Origin of the sequence: Pseudomonas alliivorans, from assembly GCF_017826695.1 — a bacterium.
In the GTDB taxonomy this organism is placed as follows: Bacteria; Pseudomonadota; Gammaproteobacteria; order Pseudomonadales; family Pseudomonadaceae; genus Aquipseudomonas; species Aquipseudomonas alliivorans.
Window position 1 is genome coordinate 21,423 of sequence record NZ_JAFFZW010000015.1, and the last position, 18,181, is coordinate 39,603.

The following is an 18,181-nucleotide window of genomic DNA, read 5'->3' on the forward strand; positions in this document are numbered from 1 at the left end:
GAAATGCTGATGCGCACGCTCAGAAAGGTCGCTCTGATCATGCTGGTGGTGGTGATCTATCAGAACCTGGGCGCGATTGAGAACTTCGTCAATCCGCCGCCTGCCAGCGTTGCGCAAAGCTACCGCCAGGCGAAGGTGGTGATGTACGCGACCGAATGGTGCGGTTACTGCAAACAGACCCGCCGCTTCCTCGACAGCAAAGGTATTCCCTATCGGGAATACGACATCGAGAAATCCGAGGAAGGCCGCAAGGCGTATGAGGCACTGGGTGGACGCGGCATCCCGTTGATCGATGTCAACGGCACCCTCATTCGCGGCTTTGCACCGGATGAGATATTGGCGGCGCTGGAATAGATTCTGATCGTGCCAACGCTCCGCGTCCGCGCTCGAACGTGACGCGGAGCGTCACGCTCCCCACGCGGAGCGATGGCTACGATCAGTTGACGCTTACCGCTTTTCGATCCTGAACCCCAGCCGCGGGAAGTGCACATGCACTACACCCGCTCGATCGTCCTCGCGGCGCAGGATCAGCTCTTCGCTTCCTGCAAACACCAGCTCACCTTCCACGGCATCAACACCGTAATCGGTCGCCGAAATGGCCACCTGATCGCCTGACTTGAAGCCATTGGGGTCAACGAACGCCTCGTCGGGCAGCGCTGCCGGCGTGGCATTTCGGGCTGTCTCGATGGCCTCGGCCGAACTCAGGTCGCTGTGCGCGCCGTGGCCAAAGCCCAGCACACGAGCCAGCCAGGCACTGACCTCGGGATAGTTATCCACAAACGGCGCCGTCACAGGGGTCTGTTTGAGGAACCATAAGGTGTGCGCCACGCTGAAATCGGCAATCGAGGGCTCACCGAACAGGAAGTCGCCATTGCGCGACAGCTGCAACTCCAGGCGTGCCATGAACGCAGGCCACTGATGCTTGGCCTGCTCGGCGCTCAGGCGCACTGCACTGCCTCCGGTGAACAGTGATGAACGATCTGCAACGAACGCCTTGGCAGCCTCGGGCGGGACCTTGGCAAAGCGCACGGCCAGCGACTCGGGCTGAAACACCAGACTGACCGCGTGCATGAACAGCACCGAATCGCCCCAGGCCGCAAGGCCGGCAACGGCGAATTCCTGCCCTTCCGGGTAGAACGTCGGCGAAACCTTTTCCTGTTCCAGACGGCGCGCCATCAAGGCGGTGTCGCAATAGATATCCGCACCGATCTGCAACACCGGCGTCCTGCGATAACCGCCAGTCAGCGCCGTCAGATCAGGTTTGGGCATGATCGAGGGAATGGTCACCGAGCGCCAGGAAAGCCCTTTGAAACCCAGCATCAGACGGGCTTTTTCGGCAAACAACGAGGTGGGGTAATGGTGGAGAATCAACTCGGACATGTTCAGCCTCTGGGCGCGTGGAAAGCAAACAGCTTACCCCGCACCTCCCTGCCAGCCTACCGCCTCAGGTGGATGGCACAACATCACGCTCATGGATCGACACCGGAATCGGCACACCTGTGTAGCTGGCCGCCAGTACTTCTTTGGCCGTTTTGCGCAGCTTCTTGATCAGCCGTTCATGGCGCAACGCCTCGCCCTTGCTGACGTGCCGTTCGACATACACCAGCGCCACGGCCGGGCTTGAACAGAAAAAGCGAGCCCCCTTGCCGCTCTGGTGGGCGGCAAAACGTCGGACCGGGTCATCACTGATGCCGCAGTACAACGATCCATTGGCAGCGCGCACCAGATAGACAAACCATGGCTTGTGGATCACCGGCTCGTTTGCCGAATCAGGGGCGACTGCACATGACTCAGGCACGGCGGCTCTCGGTAAAGGTTTTCAAACCTTTTTGCGCCTGGCCGCGAATCGCGTTCTGCACCATCGGCGTCCAGCCCAGCAGCAGGCCTTTGGCACCCAGTGCCTGACGCGACCAGCGCCACAGGTCGAAATGGTCGTGATGCTCGCAGATCAGGCCGTCGCGAAGCACGAAGCGCGCCTGAATTTCGTTGACCACCGTGCGTCCGGTCTGGCTGAACAGGTAAGTCGCCACCCAGTGAGCGCTACCGGAGCGATCATCGGCACGCACCTGATCGAACACCACCGAGAAGTCCTTGGCCCGTGAGGTCAGCATGCGCCACATGTCACCTGCCTGACGACCGCGCAACTCGCCAAACACCGGATCGCTGAACAGCACATCGTCGGTGTAGCAGGCGCTCATGGCTTCGGCGTCCAACTGCGCGAACGCCTCATAAAAGCGGGTGATCAGAGCGCTGTTGGCCTGACTGTCTTCTTCATAACTCATGCGTGCAGATCCCTTGGCAAAAGATGCGTGCACGATAAGCGGCAAACGCGTCGGGAGCTACCAACATTTAGCAAACAAATAAGGTTATTGGACCTTCTCACTGTTGACCTGCACATACAGCGAGCGACCCGCGCCCATACCCGCGATCATGGCGCCCACGCCCAGCACGGCGAAGATCCAGCCAATCGCATTCCAGTTGCCGGTCACGTCATGCACGACACCGACCGCAAACGGCCCCATCGAAGCGATGGTGTAACCAAAACCTTGCGCCATGCTCGACAGATTGGAGGCCACATGTGAATCGCGCGAGCGCAGCACGATCAGCGCCAGTGCCAGACTGAACGTACCGCCCTGCCCCAGCCCCAGCAGAATCGCCCAACCCCACAGCCCCTCCAGCGGCGCGTAAAGGCAGCCGAACAGTCCGGTGAGGGTCAGGGACATGACCAGCATGATCGCCAGCCGCTGATCCTTGCCCCGTGTCGCCAGCCAGGGCGCACTCAACGCGCTGATGACCTGCACGATGATCGAGCCCGACAGCAGCAGGCCGGCCTGGGTGGGCGTCATGCCGCGACCGATCAGGATCGACGGCAGCCAGCCGAACACGATGTAGGACAGCGAAGATTGCAGGCCCATGTACAGCGTCACTTGCCAGGCCAGCCGATCACGCAGCAAGCCTTTGACCCGGTAGACGTCGCGATGCGTGCCATGTTTTTCGCCGGCCTGGGGCAACCAGAACAGCGCGGCGATCACCGCCGGAATCAGCCAGAACCCCAGACCGATCTGCCAGCTGTCGCCGAAATAATGGCTGAGGGGCACAGTCGAACCTGCCGCAATCGCCGCACCCAGACATAGCGCCATGGTGTAGACGCCCGTCATGGCACCCGCCTGTTTCGGGAAGTCGCGCTTGACGATGCCCGGCAGCAGCACGCCGATGATGCCGATGCTTGCGCCCGCCATCAGGCTGCCCGTGAACAGCCCGAACTCACCGAAAAGACTGCGCACAGCCAGACCTGATGCGAGCATCAGCAGAATCACCAGAACGACCCGCTCGCTGCCGAAACGCCGCGCAAGAATCGGTGCCAGCGGCGCGAACAGGCCCAGGCACAGCACCGGCAAGGTGGTCAGCAGGCCTGCTTCGGCAGCCGACATGCCCAGGCTGTCGGAAACGTTATTGAGCAAGGGCGCGATGCTGGACAACGCGGGGCGCAGGTTAAGAGCCACCAGCACCAGACCCAGCAGCAACAGCCAGGGGCGCTTGAGGATCGAATGAGTCGGGGCAGTGGCAGAGTCGGGGCTGGGTTGAGCCTTGGCAGTCATCAATTTCTCGGCAATCAGGTATGTCGACCCGTTACAGGGGGCAAGTATCCTGTTGGAGAACGATCTGGAATACAAGGTTCAGGCGAGATTGCATACAAACGCAGCCATGCGCCAGAAATGAAAAAACCGGGCACAAGGCCCGGTTTTCCGTGTTGCGACTGTCGACTCAGTGAATGATCTGGCTGAGGAACAGCTTGGTACGGTCGCTTTGCGGGTTGTCGAAGAAGTCGTTCGGCGCAGCCTGTTCGACGATTTCACCCTTGTCCATGAAGATCACCCGGTTCGCCACGGTACGGGCAAAGCCCATTTCGTGGGTCACGCACAGCATGGTCATGCCTTCTTCAGCCAGGCCGACCATGGTGTCGAGTACTTCCTTGACCATTTCCGGATCGAGTGCCGAGGTCGGCTCGTCGAACAGCATGATCTTGGGCTTCATGCACAGCGCACGGGCAATTGCCACGCGCTGCTGCTGACCGCCGGAGAGTTGGCCGGGAAATTTATGCGCCTGCTCTGGAATGCGTACGCGCTCCAGGTAATGCATGGCGATTTCTTCGGCTTTCTTCTTAGGCATCTTGCGAACCCACATCGGAGCCAGCGTGCAGTTCTGCAGGATGGTCAGGTGCGGGAACAGGTTGAAGTGCTGAAACACCATGCCGACTTCACGGCGGATGGTTTCGATCTGCTTCAGGTCCGAGGTCAGCTCGGTGCCATCGACGATGATCCGGCCCTGCTGGTGCTCTTCCAGACGGTTCAGGCAGCGAATGGTGGTCGACTTGCCCGAGCCCGACGGGCCGCACAATACGATACGCTCGCCCTGACGCACATTCAGGTTGATGTCCTTGAGCACGTGGAACTGGCCGTACCACTTGTGGACGCCCTCCATGCGGATCATGCCTTCAGCGCCCAGAGGCTTGGTGATAACTTCACTCATGTCAAAACTCCTAACGCTTGTGGCCTGTGTCCAGCTTACGTTCCAAGTGCATGGAATAGCGGGACATACCGAAACAGAAGATCCAGAACACCAGGGCCGCGAAGACGTAGCCTTCGGTGGCCATACCCAGCCATGACGGGTCGGCGGTGGCTTGCTTGACGCTGTTGAGCAGGTCGAACAGGCCGATGATGATCACAAGGCTCGTGTCCTTGAACAGGGCAATGAAGGTATTCACGATGCCGGGAATGACCATCTTCAATGCCTGCGGCAGGATCACCAGACCCATGCTGCGCCAGTAGCCCAGGCCCATTGCAGCGGCGGCCTCGTACTGACCCTTTGGAATCGCCTGCATGCCACCGCGTACCACTTCGGCGACGTAGGCCGACTGGAACAGGATGACGCCGATCAGCGCCCGCAGCAGCTTGTCGAAGTTCATGCCTTCAGGCATGAACAGCGGCAGCATGACCGACGACATGAACAGCACCGTGATCAGCGGCACGCCGCGCCAGAACTCGATGAACGTCACGCATACCACGCGCACGGCCGGCATGTTGGAGCGACGTCCCAGCGCCAGCAGAATACCCAGCGGCAACGCACCGGCGATACCGACCGTGGCGATGACCAGCGTCAGCATCAGGCCGCCCCACTGGCTGGTCGGCACGGTGCTCAGACCGAACGCGCCACCGTGCAGCAGGTAGAAGGCAACGACCGGGTAGATCACCAGGTATGCGATACCGTAAATGGCCTTGCGCGGGAATTTCGAAATGAACAGCGGTGCAGCCCCCACAATGGCGAGGATGGCGGTCAGATCGACCCTCCAGCGCAATTCGGTGGGGAAGTATCCATACATGAACTGGCCGAAGCGCTGCTGAACGAAAACCCAGCAGGCGCCAGCCTTGGTGCAATCTTCCTTGGTGGTGCCGATCCAGTTCGCATCCAGCAGTGCCCAACTGATCATCGGCGGGACAATCAGGTAGATCAGGTACAGCGACAGCAGCGTGAGAATCGTGTTGATCCAGCTGGAGAACAGGTTCTGCCGCATCCACGCCATCGGGCCGAACACTTTGCCCGGCGGTGGCATATCAGGTTTGAAAGTATGGGTTGTCATGCGCGTTTCCTCACCGCTCGATCAGCGCAATGCGCTTGTTGTACCAGTTCATCAGCAGGGAAATGCTGATACTGATCGCCAGGTACACGCTCATGGTGATGGCAATGACTTCAATCGCCTGTCCGGTCTGGTTGAGCACCGTACCGGCAAACAGGGAAACCATTTCCGGATAACCGATGGCCGCCGCCAGCGAAGAGTTCTTCGCCAGGTTCAGGAACTGACTGGTCAACGGCGGGATGATCACTCGCAGAGCCTGCGGGATGATGACCTTGCGCAGCGTAGGACCCGGACGTAGCCCCAGCGAACGGGCGGCTTCGGTCTGACCATGGCTGACCGACTTGATGCCGGAACGCACGATTTCGGCGATGAACGCCGCAGTGTAGATAGTCAATGCCAGCGTCAGCGAGATCAGCTCGGGGATCAATACCCAGCCACCCGTGAAGTTGAAGCCCTTGAGCTGTGGCAATTCCCAATGCACAGGGCTGCCGAACACCAACATGCTCAGCCCGGGAATGACCAGCAGCAAGGCCAGGGCAGTCCAGAACTTGTGAAACGGCTGACCGGTGGCTTCAAAACGCTTGTTGGCCCAACGCACCATCATCACCACGGCAACGATGGCGATCAGTATGCTGACCAGAAACGCAATCATGCCTTCGGCCGGCATTGCTCGGGGCATGTTCAAGCCACGGCTGCTGACGAAGAACATGTCGAAGTAGCCATGAGCCTGACGTGGCCCGGGAAGCGTCAGGAAGACCGCCGTGTACCAGAACAGGATCTGCAGCAGTGGCGGGATATTGCGAAAGACTTCCACATACACCGTGGCCAGCTTGCTGATCATCCAGTTCGGAGACAGACGGGCAACGCCGATGATGAAGCCCAGCAAGGTCGCCAGGATGATACCGATGACCGATACCAGCAGGGTGTTGAGCAGGCCGATGACAAACACGCGGGCATAGCTGTCCGCCTCGCTGTAATCGATCAGGTGCTGGGCAATGCCGAAGCCGGCACTGCGCTCAAGAAAGCCAAAACCGGAGGTGATACCCCGGTGCTGGAGGTTGGTCTGGGTGTTGTCGAACATGAACCAGCCCAACGAGACCACCGCAATGACAGTGATGATCTGAAACAACCACGCGCGCACTTTCGGATCGCTCAGAGTGAGCTTTTGCTTGGGTGCGACGATTTGCTTTTCCATGAAATGCCCCAGGAAAAATCCAACAGAACAACGCCCGACAGGCTGGGAAGCCTGCCGGGCGCCGGGTCAATCAGCGAATAGGTGGAGCGTACTGGATGCCGCCAGCGTTCCACAGGGCATTCTGGCCACGCTTGATTTTCAGCGGGGTAGACTCGCCCAGGTTGCGTTCGAACATCTCGCCATAGTTACCGACCTGCTTGACGATCTGCACGACCCAGTCCTTCGGCAGCTTGAGGTCTGCACCGTAGGCACCGTCAGCGCCGAGCATACGGGCAACGTCCGGGTTTTTGGTCGACTTGGCTTCTGCTTCGACGTTCTTGGAGGTCACTTTGGCCTCTTCGGCGTTCAGCATGGCGAACAGGGTCCACTTGACGATGGAGAACCACTCTTCGTCGCCTTTACGTACGACAGGGCCCAGCGGCTCCTTGGAGATCACTTCCGGCAGAACGACGTAGTCGTCAGGCTTGGCCAGCTTGCTGCGCTGTGCGTACAGCTGCGACTGGTCGGAGGTCAGCACGTCGCAACGGCCGCCTTCCAGCGACTTGGCGCTTTCGTCGGAGGTGTCGAAGGTGATCGGGGTGTATTTCAGGCCGTTGGAGCGGAAGTAGTCGGAGACGTTCAGCTCGGTGGTGGTGCCTGCCTGGATACAAACGGTCGCGCCGTCCAGTTCCTTGGCACTGTTGACGCCCAGCTTCTTGTTCACCAGGAAGCCGATGCCGTCGTAGTAAGTCACACCGGCGAAGACCAGGCCCATGCCCGAATCGCGTGAGCTGGTCCAGGTGGTGTTACGCGACAGAATGTCGATTTCGCCAGATTGCAGTGCAGTGAAGCGCTCTTTGGCGTTCAACTGGCTGAACTTGACCTTGGTCGCGTCGCCAAACACGGCCGCGGCAACGGCACGGCACACGTCAGCGTCGATACCGGTGATCTTGCCGGTAGCATCCGGAACGGAAAACCCTGGCAGGCCATCGCTGACGCCGCACTGAACAAACCCTTTCTTCTGGATAGCATCGAGTGTGGCACCTGCGTTAGCAGCCCCCGCCACGCCAAGTGCTGCTACAGCTGTGACTACCGCCAGGGTGGATTTCAACATCTTCATTCAAAATCTCCAGTTTGCTCTTTGTTGTGTGGGAGTTTCAGTGGCATCGCACCCTTGTGAGGCATCAATGACCCGTGCTGGCTTTTTTTTGGGTCATGCGTGGCCGGACCTGAATCATGAAGCACCTGCAAGATCGTCTTGTCAGGGCTCGTCATCATTCGAATCGGTCCCTTGGACTGTCGCCCCGTGTTTTTCCCGAACCCGAACGGTACAGGTTGAAACGTGCCGCGAATCCTGACGCATGGACTCCGGTGCTGCTTTTCGACCGTTACCAGTAATAGCTTTATAGTGTTACCGAACGATGAGAGCACTCAGTCTCCATACGTCTTGTAGCAAAGCCCGTACCAGCATGCTGGCGATGCTGAATTAGCGACAGGTCAAGACAAAAACTTGTACCCTTGCGACATCTTCTTTCATATTTAAACAAGCTGCGCACCCTATTAATGCGCCCAAAAAGCGCCAGCGCACAAAAATGGAGCAGTCATGAGCGAACCTCTGATCCTTGAACCGTCCCGTGCCCCGGATGCGTGCGTCATCTGGCTGCACGGCCTCGGTGCCGACCGCTACGATTTTCTGCCAGTGGCCGAAGCCCTGCAGGAGTCTCTGCTGACCACGCGTTTCGTGCTCCCGCAGGCGCCGACGCGCGCGGTGACCGTCAACGGCGGCTATCAGATGCCGAGCTGGTATGACATCAAAGCCATGAGCAGCGAGGCCCGCGCCATCGATCACGACGAGATGGAAGCGTCGGCGCAGCAGGTGCTGAACCTCATCGAGCAACAACGTGACAGTGGTATCGATCCGGCGCGAATCTTTCTGGCAGGCTTTTCCCAAGGCGGCGCGGTGGTATTGCACGCCGGCTACCTGCGCTGGCAGGGCCCGCTCGGCGGCGTGCTCGCGCTTTCCACTTATGCACCGACATTCAATAATCAGATGACGCTTTCCGCAAGCCAGCAGCGCATCCCGGCCCTCTGCCTGCACGGTCAACATGACGAAGTGGTGCACAACGTCATGGGCCGGACCGCCTACGAGCATTTGAAGGCTCAAGGTGTCACCGCTCAATGGCAGGAGTACCCAATGGGACACCAAGTGTTACCGGAGGAAATTCAGGATATCGGCGTGTGGCTGGCTGAAAAACTGCGCTGAAATCGGTATTGCAGCGCGCCGGACCGAGCGGTTCTGTAGCGCAACACGGATGACACTACGCCGAGCACGGTTCTTGCTTTACACTGCTCGGCGTACATTCCTTAACCAATTGACGAGATGACCGTGCTCAAAGCACTCAAAAAGATGTTCGGTAAAAGCGAGGCCGAACCGCTCGCGCCTGCTCCGGCAGCACCTGCCCCCGCACCTGTCATGCCCGTTCAGGAGCAGAATCAGGGCCAGAATCATGACCGCCACGTTCAGGCGGCCGACAAGCCTGTCGAGCCTGCCAGGGCCAGAGCACCGCGCTCCGACAAGCCCCGGAGCGAGCGCCCGCGTCGCGAACGTGTGGAGAAACCTCCTGCCCCAGCCTGGAAACTTGAAGATTTCGTCGTTGAACCGCAGGAAGGCAAGACCCGTTTTCACGACTTCAACCTTGCACCTGAGCTGATGCACGCCATTCAGGACCTGGGCTTCCCTTACTGCACGCCGATCCAGGCGGGCGTTCTAGGCTTCACCCTCAAAGGCAAGGACGCGATCGGCCGTGCGCAGACCGGCACTGGCAAGACCGCAGCCTTCCTGATCTCGATCATCGAGCAACTGACCCAGACCCCGCCACCCGCAGAACGCTATATGGGCGAACCGCGCGCCTTGATCATCGCGCCGACCCGGGAACTGGTGGTGCAGATCGCCAAGGACGCCGCCGACCTGACCAAGTACACCAACCTGAACGTCATGACGTTCGTCGGTGGCATGGACTTCGACAAGCAGCTCAAGCAACTGGAAGCGCGTCACTGCGACATTCTGGTTGCCACGCCGGGTCGCCTGCTGGACTTCAACCAGCGCGGAGAGGTGCATCTGGACATGGTTGAAGTGATGGTGCTGGACGAAGCCGACCGCATGCTGGACATGGGCTTCATTCCGCAGGTGCGTCAGATCATTCGTCAGACACCGCACAAGGGTGAACGCCAGACCCTGTTGTTCTCGGCCACCTTCACTGAAGATGTCATGAACCTGGCCAAGCAATGGACCACGGATCCGTCCATCGTCGAGATCGAATCGCTGAACGTTGCCAGTGACAACGTCGAGCAGCACATCTACGCGGTGGCCGGTGCCGACAAATACAAGCTGTTGTACAACCTGGTCAACGACAACGGCTGGGAACGTGTGATGGTCTTTGCCAACCGCAAGGACGAAGTGCGCCGCATCGAAGAACGACTGGTGCGCGACGGCGTCAACGCGGCGCAACTGTCAGGCGATGTGCCTCAGCACAAGCGGATCAAGACGCTGGAAGGCTTCCGCGAAGGCAAGATTCGCGTGCTGGTCGCCACCGATGTCGCCGGTCGCGGCATTCACATCGACGGCATCAGCCATGTGATCAACTTCACCCTGCCCGAAGTGCCGGACGACTACGTGCACCGCATCGGCCGTACTGGTCGTGCTGGCGCTGACGGCGTATCGATCAGCTTCGCAGGCGAAGACGACTCGTATCAGCTGCCTGCCATCGAAGAAAAGCTGGGCCGCAAGATCAGCTGCGAAACCCCGCCGACCGAACTGCTGCGTGCCGTGGTGCGTCGCACGACTTAAGCGTTTTCTGACCTGAAAGATGATCGTGCCCATGCTCCGCGTGGGCATGCCGCCCGTGACGCTTCGCGTCTCGGTGGCACGTACGGCAGACTCCGAGCCCCGTCACTTCCAGCGATCTGCCGCCGCGTGATCACTGTCACGGCCTTCTACCCAACGCTCGCCTTCAGACGTGTTCTCACGCTTCCAGAACGGCGCGCGGGTCTTGAGATAATCCATGACGAAGTCACAGGCCTCGAACGCGGCCTGACGATGGGCACTGGCAACGCCAACGAACACAATGGGTTCGCCCGGCTCCAGCACTCCGACCCGGTGCAACACGTCCAGCCGCAACAAAGGCCAGCGCTGTTCGGCTTCGACTACAATCTTCGCCAATGCCTTTTCGGTCATGCCTGGATAGTGTTCCAGAAACATGCCGGAAACTTCGCGGCCGTCGTTGAAGTCGCGCACGTAACCGACAAAACTCACCACCGCACCGATGCCGACATTGGCAGCATGCAGTGCATTGACCTCCGTGCCCGGATCGAACGCTGCCGATTGCACACGAATCGCCATGATCAGCCTCCGGTCACGGTAGGAAAGAACGCCACTTCATCGCCATCCTGCAAGGGCTCGTCCAGCGCGCAGAGTTCCTGATTGCGGGCGCACATTACGTTCCGCTCGCCGAGTACCTGCCAGGCCTCGCCGCGTTGCAACAAGTGCTGACGCACTGCGTCCACCGTGGCGAAATCCCCCTCGACCCGCTCGCTGTCCAGCCCTAGTGCTTCGCGATAGCGGGCGAAATACTGAACCTGCAGTTTCATTTCCCCGCCTCCACATCGTCAGCGACGAAGTGCCCGCTCTTGCCGCCGAGCTTCTCCAGCAGGCGAACCGATTCGATGACCATGCCGCGATCCACCGCCTTGCACATGTCATAGATCGTCAGCGCAGCGACACTGGCGGCCGTCAGCGCTTCCATTTCCACGCCGGTCTGCCCGGCCAGCTTGCAGCGCGCCATGATCAACACCGCGTCGTCGCCCTCGGCGCTGAGTTCGACCTTGACGCTGGTCAGCATCAGCGGATGGCAGAGCGGTATCAGATCGCTGGTCTTCTTCGCCGCCTGTATGCCCGCGATACGGGCCACAGCGAAGACATCACCTTTGGGGTGGCCCCCGCTGACAATCATTTGCAGAGTGGTCGGCAGCATGCGCACACGCGCACAGGCCACGGCTTCACGGGACGTCACCGCTTTATCGGTCACATCGACCATGTTGGCACGGCCTTGAGAATCGAGATGGGTCAGCACAGTTCTACTCCTGAACAGGAGCGGGGATTGTAAACCTAAAAGCGCGGCAGGGGGCTGACGGAGCACGGACAGCGCGTGGGGGTGGGCCTGCACTCGCAAGCGCTGCTACAGACGCCCTGCTTCGGGGGCCTGCGCAATCCTCTTCATGAGCAAGCCCGCTGCCGCGGGCTTGCATGTTTCCATCGATAAGGGTGGACCACGCCTGGCGCCGGGCGCGAAGTTACAAATGGCTCTCCGCATATTCGGCCAGTATCGAGCGAGGCACACCCTGCAGGGTGATGTGCACGCCGTTGGGGAAGTCCTTGAAGCGCTCCGTCAGGTAGGTCAGCCCGGAACTGGTGGCTGACAGATAGGGGGTGTCGATCTGCGCCAGGTTGCCCAGGCAGACCACCTTTGAACCGGCACCGGCACGGGTGATGATGGTTTTCATCTGGTGCGGCGTCAGGTTCTGGCACTCGTCGATCAGGATCAGACTCTGTTGAAAACTGCGGCCTCGAATGTAGTTGAGGGATTTGAACTGCAGCGGCACTTTGCTGAGGATGTAATCGACGCTGCCATGGGTGCTTTCGTCATCCATGTGCAAGGCTTCAAGGTTGTCGGTGATTGCGCCGAGCCACGGCTCCATTTTTTCCGCTTCGGTGCCGGGCAGGAAACCGATTTCCTGATCAAGCCCCTGCACGCTACGGGTTGCGATGATGCGGCGATAACGTTTGGTGACCATGGTCTGCTCGATGGCAGCGGCCAGGGCCAGAATGGTTTTACCCGAACCGGCAGCACCGGACAGGTTGACCAGATGGATATCCGGATCCAGCAAGGCAAACAGTGCAAGCCCCTGATAAATGTCCCGCGGCTTGAGGCCCCAGGCTTCCTGGTGCAGCAACGGCTCCTGATGCATGTCCAGAATCAGCAGCTCGTCATTCTTGACGCCCTTGATCCAGCCGACGAAGCCCTGCTCGTCGACAATGAACTCGTTGATGTGGACTGCAGGCAGGGTTTCATTCAATTGCACACGGTGCCAGGTACGCCCCCGCTCCTGCCGGGTGTCGACCTTGTTGACCCGATCCCAGAACGAACCGGTCATGTCGTGGTAGCCACGGGACAACAGCGAGACGTCGTCCACCAGCTGGTCGGTGCTGTAATCCTCGGCCTCGATGCCACAGGCGCGGGCCTTGAGGCGCATGTTGATGTCTTTGGTCACCAGCACAACGCTCAAGTCCTTGTTGCGCGCGTGCAGGTCGATCAATTGATTGATGATGATGTTGTCGTTCAGATGCTCGGGAAGAAGGCTGTTGGGTTCTTCGCGCTTGCTCATCAAAATCGACAGGAAGCCTTTGAAAACGCCGGTGCCGCGATTGATCGGTACACCCTTCTCGACTTCTTCGGGTGATGCTTCGCCCAGTGTCTTGTCAATCAGGCGGATCGCCTGCCGGCATTCGGCGGCTACTGAATGTTTACCTGCCTTGAGTTTGTCCAATTCCTCCAGAACGGTCATGGGGATGGCGACGTGGTGTTCTTCGAAATTCAGCAGTGCGTTTGGATCATGGATCAATACATTGGTATCGAGCACGTAAAGGATTGGCTGGTTAGTGGAGGGGGTGCGTCCGTGGTCATCCATACTCGCTCACCTTTGTAGTAGCCAGGCGACGCAGAACCACAACAGCACTGCGCCACGAAAAGGCCGCCGGTTTTCTTCCCTTCAGGCAGGGTAGAAGTGTTGCTCAAGGTGGGTCTTGGAAGACGCCACCTGTGTTGCAGGTTTCGGCGGTCTGTATTCGTAATACAGCAAAAGGGATGACAGAAAAAAGCTCTTTGACAGTTTTTTGAAGTTTATTTCACAGGATGACGAATAGCGCTTGGCGGACGTTCCCGGCGCGTTTACAGTCGGAAGTCAGCTACAGCCGATTTACCCATTATTCCCCCTCCGACGTGTCTTCGTCAGTCTTTTCCAGCCCTTGTTCCACGGGCGTTTCATACAGATTCCGGCAGTCATCCCAGATCAGTTCGCTTTGTGCGGTGTTGGCCATCAACAGCGGCAGTGCCGACTGCGCCCTGTTGGCCGAGTCATGGAACACCACCGTGCCCCGTCGCCAGAGCAGCATGAGCGTCAATACACGATCGCTCACCTGATCGGCAGTCAGCCGACCGGTTGCATCCTGAGCGTCGATATTCCACAGCGACACCCTCAGGTGTTGCGAGCGGAAGTAATCACCGCTGTCGGCACGACGATGCCCATAAGGCGGACGGAACAGCGGCACGAAGTTATCCGGAAGGATCTGCTGCACCAATGCCGAACTGCGTTGAATCGAATCCTGCCAGTCCAGCCACTGGCTGTGCGACCGGTATTCCCAGCCCTGAATCCCCACGCATTGCTGGCGGTACAACGCCTGCAGGCCGACAACGGATGTACTGTCGAGGCGATCCTGCAGGCTCTTGCCCAACACATGAAAAGTCGCTGTCATCTTCTGCTGGCGCATGAAATCAGCCAGCCAGTCCGTCGCGCCATCGGCTGCGCTGGGACCACTGTCGAAGTTGAGCTTGAAGGTGCGGTCCGGCATCTCGTCGCCGATCATCTCATCGGAGTTATAACGCTCGATCTCGCTGCTGGTCTGGGGAAACAGCGCGGCCAGAAACAGCAGTTCGTTGAGGTAGCGCTGATGGAAGATGGCACTGGGTCTTGCCCAGGCGGCATAAAAGGAATCATCGGCAACCTGATATTCCTCGGCGCGCTGACGCAACTGGTCCATGTCTTCGACCAGCACACAGAAGTTGGCGTCGTCGACGCAGCTTTTCTGAGCGGCCTGATAGTTTTCCAGCAGGCGCGACCACAGACGATGGCGAACCACGTTCAGCGAGGACACATTGACGTAACGCAGGCCGAGGCGCTGCTTGAGCCCTTCCTCGTCCAGCTTTTCGCTCAGATACAGCTGATGGGCGAACGCCAGGATCTCGGCGCGTGACGCGACATCGAACAACGCAGGCGTTTCCAGGCGCTCGGGCCAGACACTGCGATCCATGGTGGCAATGACCGGAGCGGCTGCCTGGGCCTGACCCCACAACAGACACGCGCAAACTGCTAAAACGATACGCAAACCCAATGTCCCCTATGTCGACTGTCGCGTCATGACCAGCGCGCCACTATAGCTGATATACGCCTGCCCCCTTATGTCGAGGCACATACAAAACCGATGCGTGAACCGCCATTGCCCCGTGGGCGGATGCCAAACCTGTCTCTATCGCCACCATAGCTGGAGTCGTACGCCATCACCCCCTAGAATCCCCCGACGATCAAAGGAGACGACTTCATGCTGATGGTGATTTCCCCAGCGAAAACCCTCGATTTCGAAACACCGCCCACCACCGAGCGTTTTACCCAGCCGCAGTATCTGGACCATTCTCAGGAACTGATCAGCCAGCTTCGCGAACTCGCGCCTGCCCGGATCGCCGAACTGATGCACCTGTCCGACAAACTGGCCGGGCTCAACGCCGCGCGCTTCGGCAGCTGGACGCCCGCCTTCACACCCGAGAATGCCAAGCAGGCGCTGCTCGCGTTCAAAGGCGACGTGTACACAGGTCTTCAGGCAGAAACCCTCAGCGAGGATCAGCTCGACTATGCGCAGAAGCACTTGCGCATGCTTTCCGGCCTTTACGGCCTGCTGCGTCCGCTCGACCTGATGCAGCCCTATCGCCTGGAAATGGGCACGCGGCTGGCCAACGCCCGCGGCAAGGACCTCTATGCATTCTGGGGCACGCGCATCAGCGAATGGTTGAATGAAGCACTCGCCGATCAGGGCGACGACCTGCTGCTCAACCTGGCCTCGACCGAATACTTTTCAGCGGTCAAGCGCTCTGCGCTCAAGGCTCGAATCATCGACACCGAGTTCAAGGATTTGAAAAACGGGCAGTACAAGATCATCAGCTTCTACGCCAAGAAAGCCCGCGGCATGATGAGCCGGTTTGTGATTGAAGAAAGAATCGAAAGCCCTGAAGCGCTCAGAGCGTTTGATGCGCAGGGCTATCGTTATGAATCAGAACTTTCTACTCCCTCCAAGTTGGTCTTTCTGCGCGACACTCCAGAAGACTAATGGCGTCAAAGTTGTGCAGCGCTACGCCGCTGTACAACTTGTTACGTCCATCTCACCCGCCGCGCGACGACTTTATGACGCCAGTTAAACGTCAACTAGCGTCCCGCTTGTCCGACAAGAAAATTTTCTCAAAAAATAAACAAAATTTTTAGGTAGTAGCACTTTAGCCTTTCGCAATAATGGCACTATTATATCAAGCAACGTCAACCCCCCGGCCACAAGGGACTTCGCCCTACTGCGCCATCAGTATGCAACTAGCAATGTCACAAAATTGATACGTCAAAATCTCCGAAACAGGACGAGCGGCCCGGAACTAAATGGGAAACCTTACGCTCCTACATCCCGTAACAATTCTCGGCCATCCTGTAGGAGATCACCTACAGCGAAGCGAGGACAAAGGGAAGTTACCCGCAGGCAGTCCTTTTCCCCTGGAAGAGGCTGCAGGTACCGAAATTAAAACTCATATCACTAGTTGAAGTAGGTAGACAGGCGAAGCACCGGAATGGTGTGGCGCGCAGGACTCGACAATGACCGCCAAGGCTCTGGCCAAAGGCTTTCAGCTCCTGATCCGCCGTCGATCGCTATACATGGAGTGGTTTACTGCATCCAAGAGAGCAGGGCCCCGCCCGGAAGGACAGGTCACCTGCCGCTTGTACTTAGTGTCATTTGGGTTCGCCTCGCTTGTTTGGGCACTCACTCTTAAATATGCCTGCGTTAGTTAGATGGCCTTACACGCTGTCACGACTCGCGTGTGACATCTGCTGGCCAAAATTAATATCCAGCCAACTTATGGCGTGAAAATCGAGGAGAGTACGATGCGTATCAGCATCTTTGGTTTGGGTTATGTCGGTGCAGTCTGTGCCGGTTGCCTTTCTGCACGGGGTCATGAAGTTGTTGGTGTGGATATCTCCAGCACCAAGATCGACCTGATCAATAACGGCAAATCGCCCATCGTTGAACCGGGTCTGGAAGACCTGCTGGCGCAAGGTATTCGTACGGGCAAACTGCGTGGCACTACGGACTTCTCCGAAGCTATTCGCGCCACCGATCTGTCGATGATCTGCGTAGGTACACCGAGCAAGAAAAACGGCGATCTGGAACTCGATTTCATCGAATCCGTCTGCCGCGAAATCGGTTACGTGCTGCGTGAAAAGACATCCCGTCACACCATCGTGGTCCGCAGCACCGTACTGCCAGGCACCGTTGCCAATGTTGTCATCCCGATTCTGGAAGACTGCTCCGGCAAGAAAGCGGGCGTGGACTTCGGCGTTGCAGTGAACCCTGAGTTCCTGCGTGAAAGCACCGCGATCAAGGACTACGACCTGCCACCGATGACCGTCATCGGCGAGTTCGACAAGGCATCGGGCGACGTTCTGCAATCGCTGTACGAAGAACTGGACGCACCGATCATCCGCAAGGACATCGCCGTTGCCGAAATGATCAAGTACACCTGCAACGTGTGGCACGCCACCAAAGTCACCTTCGCCAACGAAATCGGCAACATTGCCAAGGCCGTCGGCGTCGATGGCCGTGAAGTGATGGACGTGGTCTGCCAGGACAAGGCACTGAACCTGTCTCAGTACTACATGCGCCCAGGCTTCGCATTCGGCGGTTCCTGCCTGCCGAAGGACGTTCGCGCCCTGACCTACCGTGCCAGCACGCTGGACGTTGAAGCGCCGCTGCTCAACTCCCTGATGCGCAGCAACGTTTCTCAGGTGCAGAACGCTTTCGACATGGTTGCCAGCTACGACAGCCGCAAGGTTGCACTGCTGGGTCTGAGCTTCAAGGCCGGCACCGACGACCTGCGCGAAAGCCCGCTCGTAGAGCTGGCCGAAATGCTGATCGGCAAGGGCTTCGACCTGAGCATCTTCGACAGCAACGTTGAATACGCACGTGTTCACGGCGCGAACAAAGACTACATCGAATCGAAAATCCCGCACGTTTCCTCGCTGCTGAATTCCGACTTCGACCAGGTCATCAACGACTCTGACGTAATCATCCTGGGCAACCGCGACGAGCGCTTCCGCACACTCGCCGACAAGACCCCTGAAGGCAAGCGCGTCATCGACCTGGTGGGCTTCATGTCCAAGGCCACCAGTGAAGATGGCCGTGCCGAAGGTATCTGCTGGTAAATCAGCCGCAAGCCACAAGCGCCAAGCTC

General features: G+C 58.8%; 18 protein-coding genes. 5 read left to right on the forward strand and 13 right to left on the reverse strand.

Going from position 1 to position 18,181, the window contains the following annotated elements; translation table 11 throughout:
- The first annotated feature begins 3 nt into the window (after nucleotides 1-3).
- Nucleotides 4-354, forward strand: coding sequence for a glutaredoxin family protein (locus JTJ32_RS25170; protein WP_184318644.1), 351 nt, complete (start codon nucleotides 4-6; stop codon nucleotides 352-354).
- A gap of 93 nt (nucleotides 355-447) precedes the next feature.
- Here JTJ32_RS25170 and JTJ32_RS25175 read toward each other — a convergent pair whose 3' ends face one another.
- The 8 genes from JTJ32_RS25175 to JTJ32_RS25210 form a co-directional block, all read right to left on the reverse strand.
- Nucleotides 448-1,380 (reverse strand): glutathione S-transferase family protein, encoded by a 933-nt coding sequence (locus tag JTJ32_RS25175; protein WP_210043657.1) that lies wholly within the window; start codon nucleotides 1,378-1,380, stop codon nucleotides 448-450.
- Between the two features lie 64 nt (nucleotides 1,381-1,444).
- Nucleotides 1,445-1,798 carry a GIY-YIG nuclease family protein gene (locus JTJ32_RS25180; protein WP_099226850.1) on the reverse strand — a complete coding sequence of 118 codons (354 nt, stop codon included), beginning with the start codon at nucleotides 1,796-1,798 and terminating at the stop codon, nucleotides 1,445-1,447.
- Nucleotides 1,791-2,282 carry a nuclear transport factor 2 family protein gene (locus tag JTJ32_RS25185; RefSeq protein ID WP_184318638.1) on the reverse strand — a complete coding sequence of 164 codons (492 nt, stop codon included), beginning with the start codon at nucleotides 2,280-2,282 and terminating at the stop codon, nucleotides 1,791-1,793. Before JTJ32_RS25185 ends, JTJ32_RS25180 begins: the two co-directional genes overlap by 8 nt.
- Nucleotides 2,283-2,366: 84 nt before the next feature.
- The gene (locus JTJ32_RS25190) at nucleotides 2,367-3,599 is read right to left on the reverse strand and encodes a CynX/NimT family MFS transporter (protein ID WP_210043658.1); all 1,233 of its coding nucleotides are present in this window, start codon (nucleotides 3,597-3,599) and stop codon (nucleotides 2,367-2,369) included.
- 166 nt (nucleotides 3,600-3,765) lie between these two features.
- On the reverse strand, nucleotides 3,766-4,530 hold the full coding sequence (locus tag JTJ32_RS25195; RefSeq protein WP_004886196.1) for an amino acid ABC transporter ATP-binding protein: 765 nt from the start codon (nucleotides 4,528-4,530) through the stop codon (nucleotides 3,766-3,768).
- A gap of 10 nt (nucleotides 4,531-4,540) precedes the next feature.
- Nucleotides 4,541-5,638: an amino acid ABC transporter permease gene (locus JTJ32_RS25200; protein WP_099226853.1), complete on the reverse strand. Its 1,098-nt coding sequence runs from the start codon at nucleotides 5,636-5,638 to the stop codon at nucleotides 4,541-4,543.
- A 10-nt stretch (nucleotides 5,639-5,648) separates the two neighbouring features.
- Complete coding sequence (locus tag JTJ32_RS25205; RefSeq protein ID WP_099226854.1) at nucleotides 5,649-6,830, reverse strand: amino acid ABC transporter permease; 1,182 nt, start codon at nucleotides 6,828-6,830, stop codon at nucleotides 5,649-5,651.
- Nucleotides 6,831-6,900: 70 nt separating this feature from the next.
- Nucleotides 6,901-7,929, reverse strand: a complete 1,029-nt coding sequence (locus tag JTJ32_RS25210) for an amino acid ABC transporter substrate-binding protein (RefSeq protein ID WP_004886204.1) — start codon at nucleotides 7,927-7,929, stop codon at nucleotides 6,901-6,903.
- Nucleotides 7,930-8,412: 483 nt separating this feature from the next.
- On the opposite strand from JTJ32_RS25210, the gene JTJ32_RS25215 reads away from it, so the two are divergent.
- Both JTJ32_RS25215 and rhlB read left to right on the forward strand, forming a co-directional pair.
- Nucleotides 8,413-9,072, forward strand: a complete 660-nt coding sequence (locus tag JTJ32_RS25215) for an alpha/beta hydrolase (protein WP_184318629.1) — start codon at nucleotides 8,413-8,415, stop codon at nucleotides 9,070-9,072.
- 117 nt (nucleotides 9,073-9,189) lie between these two features.
- Nucleotides 9,190-10,656, forward strand: a complete 1,467-nt coding sequence (rhlB, locus tag JTJ32_RS25220) for an ATP-dependent RNA helicase RhlB (protein WP_210043660.1) — start codon at nucleotides 9,190-9,192, stop codon at nucleotides 10,654-10,656.
- A gap of 102 nt (nucleotides 10,657-10,758) precedes the next feature.
- On the opposite strand, the gene moaE is transcribed toward rhlB, so the two are convergent.
- The 5 genes from moaE to JTJ32_RS25245 form a co-directional block, all read right to left on the reverse strand.
- Nucleotides 10,759-11,208 (reverse strand): molybdopterin synthase catalytic subunit MoaE, encoded by a 450-nt coding sequence (gene moaE, locus JTJ32_RS25225; protein ID WP_099226857.1) that lies wholly within the window; start codon nucleotides 11,206-11,208, stop codon nucleotides 10,759-10,761.
- Nucleotides 11,209-11,210: 2 nt separating this feature from the next.
- Nucleotides 11,211-11,456 carry a molybdopterin converting factor subunit 1 gene (gene moaD / locus JTJ32_RS25230; RefSeq protein WP_210043661.1) on the reverse strand — a complete coding sequence of 82 codons (246 nt, stop codon included), beginning with the start codon at nucleotides 11,454-11,456 and terminating at the stop codon, nucleotides 11,211-11,213.
- Complete coding sequence (moaC, locus tag JTJ32_RS25235; RefSeq protein WP_099226859.1) at nucleotides 11,453-11,938, reverse strand: cyclic pyranopterin monophosphate synthase MoaC; 486 nt, start codon at nucleotides 11,936-11,938, stop codon at nucleotides 11,453-11,455. Before moaC ends, moaD begins: the two co-directional genes overlap by 4 nt.
- A gap of 220 nt (nucleotides 11,939-12,158) precedes the next feature.
- Complete coding sequence (locus tag JTJ32_RS25240; protein WP_099226860.1) at nucleotides 12,159-13,553, reverse strand: PhoH family protein; 1,395 nt, start codon at nucleotides 13,551-13,553, stop codon at nucleotides 12,159-12,161.
- Between the two features lie 295 nt (nucleotides 13,554-13,848).
- Nucleotides 13,849-15,027, reverse strand: a complete 1,179-nt coding sequence (locus JTJ32_RS25245) for a polysaccharide deacetylase family protein (protein WP_210043662.1) — start codon at nucleotides 15,025-15,027, stop codon at nucleotides 13,849-13,851.
- 213 nt (nucleotides 15,028-15,240) lie between these two features.
- Between JTJ32_RS25245 and yaaA the strand changes: the two genes are divergently transcribed.
- Together yaaA and JTJ32_RS25255 are read left to right on the forward strand one after the other, a co-directional pair.
- Nucleotides 15,241-16,020: a peroxide stress protein YaaA gene (yaaA, locus tag JTJ32_RS25250; protein WP_099226861.1), complete on the forward strand. Its 780-nt coding sequence runs from the start codon at nucleotides 15,241-15,243 to the stop codon at nucleotides 16,018-16,020.
- 815 nt (nucleotides 16,021-16,835) lie between these two features.
- The gene (locus JTJ32_RS25255; RefSeq protein WP_099226862.1) at nucleotides 16,836-18,152 is read left to right on the forward strand and encodes a nucleotide sugar dehydrogenase; all 1,317 of its coding nucleotides are present in this window, start codon (nucleotides 16,836-16,838) and stop codon (nucleotides 18,150-18,152) included.
- Nucleotides 18,153-18,181: the final 29 nt, after the last annotated feature.